Consider the following 12,654-nt stretch of genomic DNA (forward strand, 5'->3'; position numbering starts at 1 on the left):
TTTTTCTCGCCACTTCCTTCATGCTTTCGCCAAAGGAGCAAATCGCATGTCCGGCATCGTCGTCCAGAATATCGACCGGGCGGACCTTTCCATCATCGACGCCCTCGCCCATTGCGGCGTCGCCACCGTCCACGAATCCCAGGGCCGCACCGGACTCCTCGCGCCTTACATGCGCCCCATCTATCCCGGCGCCCGCATTGCCGGCAGCGCCGTCACCATCTCCGCTCCTCCCGGCGACAACTGGATGATCCACGTCGCGATCGAACAGCTCCGCGAAGGCGACATCCTCCTCCTCGCGCCGACCAGCCCCTGCACCGACGGCTATTTCGGCGACCTCCTCGCGACCTCAGCCCAGGCGCGAGGCTGTCGCGGCCTGGTCATCGACGCAGGCGTCCGCGACATCCGCGACCTCACGCAAATGAACTTCCCCGTCTGGTCAAAGGCCGTCCATGCCCAGGGCACGATAAAGGCGACGCTCGGCAGCGTGAACGTCCCCGTCGTCTGCGCCAACGCCCTCGTCAATCCGGGCGACATCATCATCGCCGACGATGACGGCGTCTGCATCGTCCCACGCGCCAGCGCCGCCGCTGTCCTCGAAAAGGCCCAGGCCCGCGAAGCCGCCGAGGAAGCCAAGCGCACGCGTCTCGCCGCCGGAGAACTCGGGCTCGACATCTACAACATGCGTCCCCGCCTGAAAGAAATGGGCCTGAAATATGTATAAGTCGGCCCCTGTCATGTGGATGCGCGGCGGCACGTCGAAGGGCGGCTATTTCCTCGCCGAAGATTTGCCCGCCGACCCCGCCATTCGCGACAGATTCCTTCTGCGCATCATGGGTTCACCCGATCCCCGTCAGATCGACGGGATGGGCGGCGCCGACCCGTTGACCAGCAAGGTGGCCGTGGTCAAAAAGTCGGCGCGGCCCGGGGTGGATGTCGACTATCTCTTTCTCCAGGTCTTCGTTGATCAAGCCATCGTCACGGACGCGCAGAATTGCGGCAACATCCTCGCTGGCGTTGGCCCCTTCGCCGTCGAACGCCGCCTGGTCGAGGCGCAGGATGGGGAGAGCCGCGTCGCCATCTACATGGAAAATACCGGCCAGACCGCGATTGCGACCGTGCAAACGCCGAGCCGTATCGTCCGCTATGACGGCGACGCGAAGATCGACGGAGTCCCCGGCACCGCTGCCCCTATCCCGCTGGAATTTCGCGACACCGCCGGTTCTTCCTGCGGCGCCTTGCTCCCAACCGGCAATGTCTTCGATGAGGTCGAAGGCGTTCGCGTCACCCTGATCGACAATGGGATGCCCTGCGTCGTCATGAAGGCGCAGGACTTAGGCATCACCGGCTATGAAGATCGCGATGCGTTGGACAAGGACACCGCCCTGAAGGCCCGCATCGAGAAAATCCGTCTCGCCGTTGGAGAGCGTATGAACCTTGGCGATGTAAAGGAAAAGTCGGTGCCCAAGATGATGCTGGTAGCACCCCCGCGCCACGGCGGCGCGATCACAGTGCGCAGCTTCATTCCTCATCGTGCCCACGCCTCCATCGGCGTGCTGGGCGCGGTCAGTATCGCCACCGCCTGCCTCATCGAAGGCACGCCAGCGGCGGAGCTTGCCGCCATTCCCGATGGCAGGATCAAAAGCCTTTCGGTAGAGCATCCCACCGGCGAAACCACCTGCGTCATGGAACTGGACGATCAGGGCCAGGTCGTCAGCGCCGCCTTGCTGCGCACCGCCCGAAAGCTGATGGACGGAGAGATTTTTGCATGACGGATCGCGTTGTTAGCTGGCACTCCAATCCGTCAGTCCCGCGCTTCACGCCCCCCCGGGCGCGGTCGATGCGCATTGCCATGTCTTTGGCCCCATGGCGCGATTCCCGTTCAGTCCCAAGGCGAAATATCTTCCAGATGACGCCGGGCCGGATATGCTCTTCGCGCTTCGGGACCGGCTGGGTTTCTCCCGCAACGTCATCGTCCAGGCGAGTTGCCACGGAACGGATAATGCCGCGACTTTGGACGCCATAGCGCAGTCAAACGGCAAGGCGCGCGGCGTCGCGGTGGTCGATCCGGAAATCAGCGATGCAGAACTTGAAACGCTGCACGAAGGCGGCATTCGCGGGGTGCGGTTCAACTTCCTCAAGCGCCTCGTCGATGATGCGCCCAAGGACAAGTTCCTCGAAGTCGCCCGCCGCATCCAGCCGCTTGGATGGCATGTCGTCGTCTATTTTGAACCCGACCTTCTGGAAGAGCTACGCCCTTTCCTGGACGCCATTCCCACCATCATCGTCATCGATCATATGGGCCGTCCGGACGTCACCCAAGGGCCAAACGGCATCGACATGCGCGCTTTTCGCGCCCTGCTCGACAGCCGGGACGACATCTGGACCAAGGTCACATGTCCCGATCGGTTAGACCCGCAAGGTCCCCCGTGGGACGATTTCGCAAGGACGGTCGCTCCTCTGGTAGCAGATTATCCGAACCGCGTACTTTGGGGCACCGATTGGCCGCACCCGAACATGGAAAAGGCCATTCCCGACGATGGCGCGCTGGTCGATATGATCCCGCGCATCGCGCCCACCGCCAGCCTCCAGCATAGTCTGCTAGTCGCCAATCCCACCCGGCTTTACTGGCCCGAAGAAATGGCTGTCGATTAGTTTACGGCCGAAACTACCTCAAGGCCCTGCTTCCTAGTCCCAACTTTTGTGCTCTCCTGTCCGCGCAAGCCCGGACGCGCCGATCTATCCTGACAGCGAAAAACGGCCCGACGACGGGCTGAAATAATGCGGAGAGGCAGATGTTCCTTAAGAATTGCTGGTATGTAGCCGCCTGGAGCAGCGAGATCGGGCGCACCCTGCTGGAACGTCAGATCTGCAATGAATCGATCGTCTTCTACCGCACCGAAAATGGCGATCCGGTCGCTCTCGGCAATGTGTGCCCGCACCGCTTTGCTCCGCTAAGCGCCGGAAAGCTGATCGGCGATGATGTCCAATGCGGCTATCATGGCTTCCGTTTCGGCACCTCCGGCGGCTGCACGCGCACGCCGCTGATCGACGGCGTCATTCCCGCAAAGATGCGGGTGAAGCGCTATGCCGTGGTTGAACGCTACGACATGATCTGGCTGTGGCTCGGCGATGCGGATCACGCCGACGAAAGCACGATCCCCGATTTTTCCTGCAACAGCGACCCATCTTTCCGCCGGATCGAGGGGTTGATGGAGGTCGCGGCCAATTACGAGCTGATCAGCGACAATCTACTCGACCTGACCCATGCCGAATTCGTGCATGAAGGCGTTCTCAACAGCGAGGCGCTGACCCGCAGCAAGCTGGAGACGCTGCAAAGCGGCACCACTGTCTGGTCCAATCGCTGGGCGCATGACGGGGCGGCGCCGCCCGCCTGGGCCGCTGCCTTCGACAATTATGCGCAGAATGTCGATCATTGGGCCTATATGCGCTGGGACCCGCCGGGCAACCTGCTGCTCGACGTCGGCGTAACCCCGGTGGGCAAGACACGGGATGAGGGCGTCTGGCTCTATGGGTGCGACCTGTTGACGCCCAAGGATGCGACCTCCAGCTGGTATTTCTGGTCCTTCGCCCGCAACTATAAGGTGGACGATCCGTCGGTCGACGAGATGTGGCGCGCCGCCATCGAGATAGCCTTCGTCGGGCAAGACAAGCCGATCCTGGAAGAACAACAGCGCATGATGGGCACCCGAACGCTCGATGAGATGGGACCGGTGATGGCGTCAGCCGACGTCGCCGCGACCCGCGCCCGCCGCATCATGAAGAAGCTGATCGCCGACGAGGCAGAAGGCGCGCTGCCGCAACCCGGCGCGGAATCACCGCTCGATTTACTGAGGCGCAAGGCCGGTACGCGCCTGCCGGTCGAACCTGTCGTCTGACGCAGGTCATGGCAAAGCTGGCTGACGGGCTGACGCTCGAAATCACCGGACGCATGCTGCTGGCTCCGGATATCGTGCGGATCGACCTCGCGCGGGCTGACGGCGGCGATCTGCCGCCCTTCGCGGCAGGGGCACATATCGACGTCGTGGTTGATGAAGGATTGGTGCGGCAATATTCGCTGTGCAACAACCCGGTCGAGCGACATCGCTACCAGATTGCGGTGCTGCGCGAACGGCAATCGCGCGGCGGATCGGCTCGGGTGCATGACGCCTTCCATCCGGGGCGGCAGGTAAATGTCGGCACGCCGCGCAACCTGTTCGCGCTCGCCGAAGGAGGTAGCCGCCACATATTGATCGGCGGCGGCATCGGCATCACCCCGATCATGTCCATGGCGGCGGCGCTGGCGAGCGAAGGGAAGGCTTTCGACTTGCATTATTGCTGCCGGAACCCGGAAAACGCCGCCTTCGGCAGCGCCGTGGACGCGGCGGGCGGACGCACCTATTTCAGTCGAAATAATGGATCGCCTCGCTTTGATCCGGCGGCAGCGCTTGGGTCCCCCGGCGCAGACACTCATGTTTATGTGTGCGGCCCGGCAGGCTTCATGAACGCCGTGCGGGACGAGGCTAAACGGCTTGGCTGGGCGGATGCCAGCATCCATCGCGAACTGTTCGAATCCGCCGAACCGCTGGTACAGGCGGGCGACCAGCCCTTCGATGTGCGCATTGCCAGCACGGGCGCGACCTTTACGATCGCACCCGGCGCGTCGATTGCCAGCATTCTGGCCGATGCAGGGGTCGATGTGCCGATAAGTTGCGAACAAGGCGTGTGCGGCACCTGCGTCACCGGCGTGCTGGAAGGGGTGCCGGACCATCGCGACAGCTATCTGACTGACGAGGAACGGGACGAAGGAAAGCTCTTCACCCCCTGCTGCTCGCGAGCGTTATCGCCGCTGTTGCTTCTTGACCTCTAACCTAACGTCCTTGTGGCGCGTCCCCGCCTTTCCCGCTATCGTCGCGACCGAACGCGCGATCGACGGCGCGGGAAGGAGACGGACTGCGGGTGAATGGCCCCGGCTATCACGTATCGACTGCCGCGCTGGACGGCGCGCCCGCCTTTGACCATTGGCACGGGCAGGTGCAGGCGCATGTGACGCCCATCGACATTCGCGTGCCGGATCGCACCACATTCCGCGGCGAGTTGCGGCAGCAGCATATCGGCGACGTGCAATTCTCCGTTATCAACGCAACCAGCCAGGAAGGCGTTCACGACGCCAGCGGACGCCACGGCGCCTCGCCGCGCTTCGACCTTGTCTATATGCGCAGCGGCGGCATCACGCTGCGCCAGAATGGGCGGGAGGCGACGCTCGGCGCGGGCGAGGCTTTGCTGTTTAGCCATCTCGACAATTTCAGCTTCGTCACATCGGCATTTTCCGAGGCCTATCTGGTCGCGCTGCCCAGCGCCTGGGTGGAACGCTGGCTGGCCGATCCCTATGCCTGCACCATCCGCCCCCTAGTCGGCTCATCGCCATGGGGTGCGGCGGTCGACGGGCTGCTGCACAGCGTCGCCCATGCCGTGGAGGAAGGACGACCCCTGCCCGCTCACCTGATCGCTGACCAGCTTGGCGGCTGCCTGGCGCTGATGTGCGATGGGATGGCGGGCGAGGAAACGACCCATCGCCGCCGCCTGATGCACCAGATCCGACGGACGCTGACCAGCGGCTTTGCCGACCCGGCGCTGACGCCAGCGGCCATCGCGGCGGAGCATGGCATTTCGGTGCGCTATCTGCACAGCCTGTTCGCGGCGACGGGCACCAGCGTCGGGCGCGAACTGCGCACGATCCGCTTGGGCCGCGTCCGCGCGATGCTGGAGGACATGGCATGCCGCAGCCTGACCGTCAGCGAAATCGCTTATGCGTGCGGCTTCAATGATCCTGGCTATCTAGCCCGCTGTTTCGCGCAGGAATATGGGCGTTCGCCGACTTCTTTCCGGAAGGGGTGATCAGAGAGTTGGGTATCCGGCTCTACCCGTGCCTCACTTCGACATCGATATCGTGACTGACGCCATCCCCGAAGGCAGCGCGCGGGGTTTGTCGATCACCACCTCGGCCTGCCGCACATGGTCGAAGGCGAGGCAGGATCGCGCCAGTTCCGCGCCGAACGTCTCGATCAGGCCGATGCGCTTTTCCGCCAGCATCCGCGCCAGTTCGTGAACGCGGCGATAGTCGATCGTCGCGCCCAGCATATCCTCCGTCACCGGATCGACCAGCAGCGTGATGCTGACCACCAAGGGCTGGAACGTGCCGATCTCGTCGGGGTTGATGCCAATGTCCGCCATCAGCGGCAGGTCGCGCACCGCGACCCGCGTGGTGGAGCAGGACTCAGCCAAGAGCCGCCGCCCGCTTCGCCGCCTGCACCGTATTGGCAAGCAGGCAGGCAATGGTCATCGGCCCCACACCGCCCGGCACTGGCGTGACCGCTCCGGCATGGCCGATTTCGTCAAAGGCGCAATCGCCCACCAGCCGTTCCTTTCCATCCTGGTCGGTCACTCGGGTGATGCCGACATCGATCACGATCGCGCCGGGCTTCACCCAGTCGCCGCGCACGAGGCGCGGGCTACCGGCGGCGGCGACGACGATGTCGGCGGTGCGCACGATGTCGGCCAAGCCCTTGGTCGCGATATGCGTGACGGTCACCGTGCATTCGCGTTCCAGCAGCAGCATGGCGACGGGCTTGCCGACGATGTTGGACTTGCCGATCACCACGGCGTGAAGGCCGCGATACTCCTTCACCACCGTGTCGAGCAAACGCATGCAGCCGAGCGGCGTGCACGGCACCAATCCACCGATCCCGGTCGACAGCCGCCCGACATTGACGGGATGGAAGCCGTCCACATCCTTGGCCGGATCGATCGCGTCCAGCACCCGCGTCGCATCGATCTGCCGGGGAAGAGGCAGCTGCACCAATATGCCATGGACGGCGGGATCGGCATTGAGCGAGGCGATCAGGGAGAGCAACTCGGCTTGCGCGATGGAAGCGTCCAGCCGATGCTCGATCGACCGCATGCCCGCTGCGTTCGTCTCCTTGACCTTGCGGCGGACATAGACCTGGCTTGCCGGATCATCGCCCACCAGCACGACGGCGAGCGTCGGCAGCACGCCGGTGCGCGCGTGCAGCTCCGCCGCCTGGCGCGCCGTCTCCGCGCCGATCGTGCGAGCGAGCGCCTTGCCGTCGATGGTTCGGGTCACGCGCGGATCAGTTGCGGAAAACGACTGTGCGACTATCATTGACCAATACCCTGTCTTCCAGATGATAGGCGACGGCGGCGGCCAGCACGCGCCGTTCGATGTCGCGGCCCTTGCGGACGAGATCTTCGGGGCTGTCGGCATGGCTGATCCGCTCGACATCCTGATGGATGATCGGCCCTTCATCGAGGTCGGCGGTGACGTAATGCGCGGTCGCGCCGATCATCTTGACGCCGCGCGCATGGGCCTGATGATAGGGCTTGGCCCCCTTGAAGCCGGGCAGGAAGCTGTGGTGAATGTTGATGCAGCGGCCCGACAGATAAGCGGCGAGATCGTCCGACAATATCTGCATGTAGCGGGCCAGCACGATCAGTTCCGCGCCGGTTTCCTCGACCACCGCCTTGATCTGCGCTTCTTGGCTCGCCTTCGTGTCCCTAGTGACGGGCAGGTGATGATAGGGAATGTCGCCGATCATCGTGGTGTTGAGCGCGGCCATCGGATGGTTGGACACGATGCCGACCACATCCATCGGCAGTTCGCCGATGCGGTGACGGTAGAGCAGGTCGCCGAGGCAATGGTCGAACTTCGACACCAGCAGCAGCACCCGCCGCCGTTCCGCCGCGTCACGCAGGCTCCAGCGCATGTCGTGATCGTCCGCGACCGTGGAGAAGGCCGCGCTGAGTTTGCCAATGTCGTTCCACGGCTCGGCCAGTGCGGCAACGACGCGCATGAAGAAGAGGCCGCTTTCGCGATCGTCGAACTGCTGGGCTTCAAGGATATTGCCGCCGTGCGAGGCGAGGAAGGCGGCGACGGTGGCGACCAGGCCCGGCCGGTCGGCGCAGGACAGGGTCAGGATGCAGGTCTGGGTCAATCTATCCCCCTATGGATGATGTGCGTCAATTCTGGTTCGACCGGTGCTGTCCGATCCACTCCGCCGTCCGGGCAAGCCCGCCGAAAGGATAGAAGTGCAGCCGCACGGGGCCGTGACCGGAATGCAGGCCAGCGGCGATGTCGCCCACCAGCCGGTCGGGCCCAGCAGCGCCCAGCAGGCGCGACAGGGAAATTCCGTATTTGGCTAGCACCGACGCAGACGCGCCGACCCCGCAATGGGCAGCAAAGCGCAGCAGCGTCTTGATCCCCGCCGGTCCCGGCACGCCGATCCGCACCGGCGCATCGATGCCCCGCCGCCGCAACTCGATCAGCCAGTCAAGCACCGGCGTCGCATCAAATCCGAACTGCGTGACGATAAGCGGGGCCATGCCGCGATCCGATACCTCCGCGCATTTCGCCAAAAGTGCGCTCCACCGGGCCTCTTCGTTCATCACCGGATGACCTTCCGGGTGCCCTGCAATACCGATCGCCTTCACGCCATTTTTTTCGAACAGACCCGTGCGCAGCAGCGAAAGCGCATCCTCGAACGGACCCGCAGGAACAGGAGGATCGCCCGCCACCAGGAACATGCGGCGCACGCCTGCTTCCTCGGCCGACCGGCGCACCGTCTGTTCCAGCTCCTCAAAGGACCCGATCCGCCGCGCCGACAGATGCGACATGGGTTCAAAGCCAAGGTCACGAACCAACTTCGCCGCGTCGATCCGCGCATCAATCGTCTCGCCCGGCAGGAAGGTGATGGCGATCGGCGTTTCCGGCGCCAGCATCGACGCAGCCGCCCGTAGGGCGTCGCAGTCCTTGGCCGTCATCTCGATCGAATAGCCATCGGTGATCCGCTTGGGGATATGCTGTTCCCAGTTCGGGTGGATCGTCGCCGCGCCCGCCATGACCGCTCTCCTGATATGCTTGGGCTTTGCCGAGCAGCACCGGCCGCCCGATCTTTTTGCCATTTCTTCTCTAGCGCCTTTCCTTTAATTCGTATATAGGAAATTTCATGAATACGAATTAAGGCGATTTTATCGTGTCTGCTTCCGCCGCAAATCTTGTCCTTCTGCCCGGCCTTCTCTGCGATTCCCGCATGTTCGCCGCACAGCTGAAGCGTTTCCCCGACGCCTCGGCGATCGATGGCTTTGGCGCGTGCGACAGCATCGTGGAAATGGCCCGACGCGTGATCGCCTCTGGCCCCGAGAAGATGGCGCTGCTCGGCCATTCCATGGGCGCGCGGGTCGCGCTGGAGGTCGTGCGGCTCGCGCCCGAACGGGTCAAAAAGCTCGCTCTGATTAGCACCGGCACACACACCGTCCGTGAAGGAGAGGCAGAGAAGCGCCACGCCCTGCTGGCGCTCGGCCGGACGGAGGGCATGGCCGCATTGGTCGACCGCTGGCTTCCCCCCATGGTCGCACCCGCCCGCCGCGCCGATCAGCAGTTGATCGCGCCGCTGCACCTGATGGCGACGCAGGCGGGCATCGACACCTACGCCGCGCAGATCACTGCACTTCTCGGTCGCCCGGAGGTCGAATCGCTGCTGCCCAATATCGCCTGTCCGACGCTGGTCGCGGTGGGCGCGGAGGACGAATGGAGCCCGCCTGAACAGCACCGCTCCATAGCCGCGCGCATCCCCGGTGCGCACCTCAAGATCATCGCCAAGGCGGGCCACATGCTGCCAGCCGAGGCGCCTGATGCCCTTAACGAAGCCATAGCCGACTGGCTGGACATGCCCGTTGGCTCCAATACCATGATGGGAGACGATGAATGACTGAAAGCCTGCAAAATCTGGTCGAAGGCAAGGGTGACCTCGTTCACTTCCTGCGCAACCAGCAGACCGGCCCCAATGCCTATCCCGGCGTTCCGGCGGAATATTCCAACTGGCGCAACGAGCAGACCGCATGGGCGCAGAAGGCCGTGCTGTTCAACCAGTCCTATCATATGGTCGATCTGGAAGTGCGCGGACCGGATGCGTTCGCGATGCTGAATTACCTTGGCATCAACAGCTTCAAGGGTTTCATCCCCGATCGCGCCAAGCAGTGGGTGCCGGTGACGCCCGACGGCTACGTCATCGGCGACGTGATCCTCTTTTACCTTGAAGAAAACCGCTTCAACCTGGTCGGCCGCGCGCCCGCTATCGAATGGGTGGAATATCATGCCCAGACCGGCAAGTGGAACGTCACCGTCGAACGTGACGAGCGTACCGCCGTTCGCCCCGACCCGGAAAACCGCAAGTCCTATCGCTATCAGCTGCAAGGGCCGAATGCGATGCAGACCCTTGAGGCGGCGATGGGCCAGACCCCGCCCGACCTCAAATTCTTCCACATGACCACGCTCGACATTGCCGGTTGCAAGGTCCGCGCGCTGCGCCATGGCATGGCGGGCCAGCCGGGCTATGAGCTTTTCGGTCCGTGGGCGGAGCGCGAAACCGTCCGCCAGGCGCTGATCAAGGCGGGCGAGCCGTTCGGCCTGACGCTGGTGGGCGGCCGGACCTATTCGTCCAATACGCTGGAATCGGGCTGGATCCCCTCCCCGCTGCCGGCCGTCTATAGCGGCGAAGCGCTGAAGCCCTATCGCGAATGGCTGACCGCCAATTCCTACGAAGCCAAAGCGTCGATCGGCGGCAGCTATGTACCCGACAGCATCGAGGGCTATTATCTGACCCCCTGGGATCTGGGCTATGGTCCGTTCGTGAAGTTCGACCATGACTTCATCGGCCGGGAAGCGCTGGAGAAGATTGCAGCTGGCCCGCACCGCAAGAAGGTGACTCTGGCGCTCGACAGCGAAGACGTCGCCCGCGTGATCAGCTCCGCCTTCCAGAAGGGCGACCGCGCGAAATATTTCGAATTCCCCTCGGCAGTCTATTCGATGCACCCCTATGACTCGGTACTGGTCGACGGCAAGCAGGTCGGCCTGTCCACCTGGGTCGGCTATAGCGCCAATGAAGGCCGGATGCTGACGCTAGCCATGGTGGATGCCGAATATGCGGAGCCTGGCACGAAGGTGACGCTGCTGTGGGGCGAACCCGATGGCGGCACCAGCAAGCCGACCGTCGAGCCGCATATCCAGGTCGAAATCCACGCCACTGTCAGCCCCGCGCCCTATTCCGAAGTCGCGCGTGACAGCTATGCGGATGGATGGCGGACCCGCAAGACCGCTTGATCATCCAACCGGCGGGGCGTTTTCTCCCTGACGCCCCGCCGGATTTTTTGGGGGCAGTGCTGCTGTGCTCCTGCGAAGGCAGGAGCCTAGTTCGGCGCTTGGGCCTGTGCTCCTGCTTTCGCAGGAGCACGACGTATATCCTTCACCCGTTTGCCCCGAGCGCGAACGGCACCGGGATCAGCGGCATATTTCAAGTAATATCGAACAAAGCGGCCGTCCGTGTCAGCGCGGACACCACGCGCCGGTCGAGTTCCTCATCGAACCGCACTACCGGCACGGCGACGCTGAACGCTCCGGCCACTTCGCCATCCGCACGCGCCACATAGGCCAAGCCGTAGATGCCGGGCGTGCTTTCTTCCCGCGTGCGCGCTACGCCCGTCTGCCGCACCAGCCTGATCTCCTGCCGCAGGGCATCCGCGTCCGTGATCGTCGTGGGAGTCAGCGCCTCGCGACGGCTTTCCTCCAGATAGCGTTCGAACTCTTCGTCCGACATCGCCGCCAGCAAGGCCTTGCCAGCCGAAAAGCAGTGGAGCGGTGTGCGACGACCGGTCTGCACCGCATAGCGCAGCGCATGATCGCTGGTTTCGGTGACCAGCGCCTCCATCTCCCACCCCTTGCGCACGAAGAAGGAACTGGTCTCGTTCAGCTGGACGCGGAGCGACCGCACCAGCGGCGCGGCGCGTTCAGCAAGCGAGAAAGCGGGCGCGGGTCCTTGCAGACGCGCGAGCCCAGGTCCCGGGCTGTAGCGCCGCCCTTCGCGTTGCAGATAGCCACGCTCCGTCAACGTCGCGAGCAGGTAAGATAGGCTGCTGACCGGGATCGACAACGCCTGCGCGATCTCCTGCGCCACCAGCGGGCGGCGACACGACACGACATATTCGATGATGTCGATTGTGCGCATGGCGGATTTGACGGTGGGCGATAGCGTCTGTTCGTTCATGACCCGACTTTAGCATCAGGAATGAAATGGAATAGCCTCATGCCGAAAAGATCAGCGATCCGCTGCGCTCCAGGAAACGCCATCCTCCACTGGTACGGATGAACCTGTCCTTGAATGATCCCACCAACGGCGCGCCTGGGCCGACGAACAACAGCATAGCGCTTTCGCCTGTGGCCTCATCTGTGCTGAGTATGTCGATGACGACATTGGCGCAGACATGGCGGGTGGTACGCGGCGGGCGGGCGAGGAAGGCGGCCAATATAGCTTCGCGGCCAACAATCGGCTGATCGGGCGCGGTTGGCCGGAATAGCCGGCCATCATCTGTGAACAAGTTGGCTGCGGCTTCCCATTTCGCCGCATCGTTCAGATTAGCATAATGGTGGACGAGACGGGTACAATCCCACTCGATCGCGCGGCGCTGGTCGGGAGTTGGGAAGCTCATGAGGCCTTCGGCGCTGCGGTGTGTACGGCTTTTCGTGGCAGAGGCCTGCTCTTGGTCATTTTGCAATCCATCCGCCGGGAGGCGGGCCTACTCCTCCCG

At 63.7% G+C, this 12,654-nt stretch carries 13 protein-coding genes and 1 pseudogene; 8 read left to right on the forward strand and 6 right to left on the reverse strand.

Annotated features, from left to right (window positions below):
* Window positions 1-46: 46 nt before the first annotated feature.
* From ligK to IZV00_RS16975, 6 genes and pseudogenes are all read left to right on the forward strand, one after another.
* Window positions 47-721, forward strand: coding sequence for a 4-carboxy-4-hydroxy-2-oxoadipate aldolase/oxaloacetate decarboxylase (ligK, locus tag IZV00_RS16950; protein ID WP_196226799.1), 675 nt, complete (start codon window positions 47-49; stop codon window positions 719-721).
* Window positions 714-1,769 (forward strand): 4-oxalomesaconate tautomerase, encoded by a 1,056-nt coding sequence (locus tag IZV00_RS16955; RefSeq protein WP_196226800.1) that lies wholly within the window; start codon window positions 714-716, stop codon window positions 1,767-1,769. The genes ligK and IZV00_RS16955 overlap by 8 nt, the downstream gene beginning before the upstream one ends.
* Window positions 1,766-2,652: pseudogene (locus IZV00_RS16960) on the forward strand (amidohydrolase family protein). The gene IZV00_RS16955 and the pseudogene IZV00_RS16960 overlap by 4 nt, the downstream one beginning before the upstream one ends.
* 140 nt (window positions 2,653-2,792) lie before the next feature.
* A complete protein-coding gene (locus IZV00_RS16965) occupies window positions 2,793-3,896 on the forward strand; it encodes an aromatic ring-hydroxylating dioxygenase subunit alpha (protein WP_196226801.1) in 1,104 nt (367 codons plus the stop codon).
* 8 nt (window positions 3,897-3,904) lie between these two features.
* A complete protein-coding gene (locus tag IZV00_RS16970; RefSeq protein WP_230463395.1) occupies window positions 3,905-4,867 on the forward strand; it encodes a PDR/VanB family oxidoreductase in 963 nt (320 codons plus the stop codon).
* A gap of 89 nt (window positions 4,868-4,956) precedes the next feature.
* Entirely contained in the window at window positions 4,957-5,895 is a 939-nt protein-coding gene (locus IZV00_RS16975) for a helix-turn-helix domain-containing protein (protein ID WP_196226802.1), read from the forward strand.
* A 33-nt stretch (window positions 5,896-5,928) separates the two neighbouring features.
* Here the strand turns inward: IZV00_RS16975 and IZV00_RS16980 are convergent, their stop codons facing one another.
* Genes IZV00_RS16980 through IZV00_RS16995 form a run of 4 tightly spaced genes read right to left on the reverse strand, consistent with a single transcriptional unit; the run spans window position 5,929 to window position 8,913 of the window.
* Window positions 5,929-6,282 (reverse strand): dihydroneopterin aldolase, encoded by a 354-nt coding sequence (locus IZV00_RS16980; protein ID WP_196226803.1) that lies wholly within the window; start codon window positions 6,280-6,282, stop codon window positions 5,929-5,931.
* Complete coding sequence (locus IZV00_RS16985; RefSeq protein WP_196226804.1) at window positions 6,275-7,180, reverse strand: bifunctional 5,10-methylenetetrahydrofolate dehydrogenase/5,10-methenyltetrahydrofolate cyclohydrolase; 906 nt, start codon at window positions 7,178-7,180, stop codon at window positions 6,275-6,277. Before IZV00_RS16985 ends, IZV00_RS16980 begins: the two co-directional genes overlap by 8 nt.
* Window positions 7,149-8,009, reverse strand: coding sequence for a formyltetrahydrofolate deformylase (gene purU, locus IZV00_RS16990; RefSeq protein WP_196226805.1), 861 nt, complete (start codon window positions 8,007-8,009; stop codon window positions 7,149-7,151). The genes IZV00_RS16985 and purU overlap by 32 nt, the downstream gene beginning before the upstream one ends.
* A 25-nt stretch (window positions 8,010-8,034) precedes the next feature.
* The gene (locus IZV00_RS16995) at window positions 8,035-8,913 is read right to left on the reverse strand and encodes a methylenetetrahydrofolate reductase (RefSeq protein ID WP_196226806.1); all 879 of its coding nucleotides are present in this window, start codon (window positions 8,911-8,913) and stop codon (window positions 8,035-8,037) included.
* A 134-nt stretch (window positions 8,914-9,047) separates the two neighbouring features.
* On the opposite strand from IZV00_RS16995, the gene IZV00_RS17000 reads away from it, so the two are divergent.
* Complete coding sequence (locus IZV00_RS17000; RefSeq protein ID WP_230463397.1) at window positions 9,048-9,782, forward strand: alpha/beta fold hydrolase; 735 nt, start codon at window positions 9,048-9,050, stop codon at window positions 9,780-9,782.
* A complete protein-coding gene (gene desA / locus IZV00_RS17005; RefSeq protein WP_196226807.1) occupies window positions 9,779-11,173 on the forward strand; it encodes a syringate O-demethylase in 1,395 nt (464 codons plus the stop codon). The genes IZV00_RS17000 and desA overlap by 4 nt, the downstream gene beginning before the upstream one ends.
* A 190-nt stretch (window positions 11,174-11,363) precedes the next feature.
* On the opposite strand, the gene IZV00_RS17010 is transcribed toward desA, so the two are convergent.
* Together IZV00_RS17010 and IZV00_RS17015 are read right to left on the reverse strand one after the other, a co-directional pair.
* Window positions 11,364-12,113, reverse strand: coding sequence for an IclR family transcriptional regulator (locus tag IZV00_RS17010; RefSeq protein ID WP_196226808.1), 750 nt, complete (start codon window positions 12,111-12,113; stop codon window positions 11,364-11,366).
* 37 nt (window positions 12,114-12,150) lie between these two features.
* Window positions 12,151-12,555: a nuclear transport factor 2 family protein gene (locus tag IZV00_RS17015; protein WP_196226809.1), complete on the reverse strand. Its 405-nt coding sequence runs from the start codon at window positions 12,553-12,555 to the stop codon at window positions 12,151-12,153.
* Window positions 12,556-12,654 lie beyond the last annotated feature (99 nt).

It is taken from the genome of Sphingobium sp. Cam5-1 (assembly GCF_015693305.1).
In the GTDB taxonomy this organism is placed as follows: domain Bacteria; phylum Pseudomonadota; class Alphaproteobacteria; order Sphingomonadales; family Sphingomonadaceae; genus Sphingobium.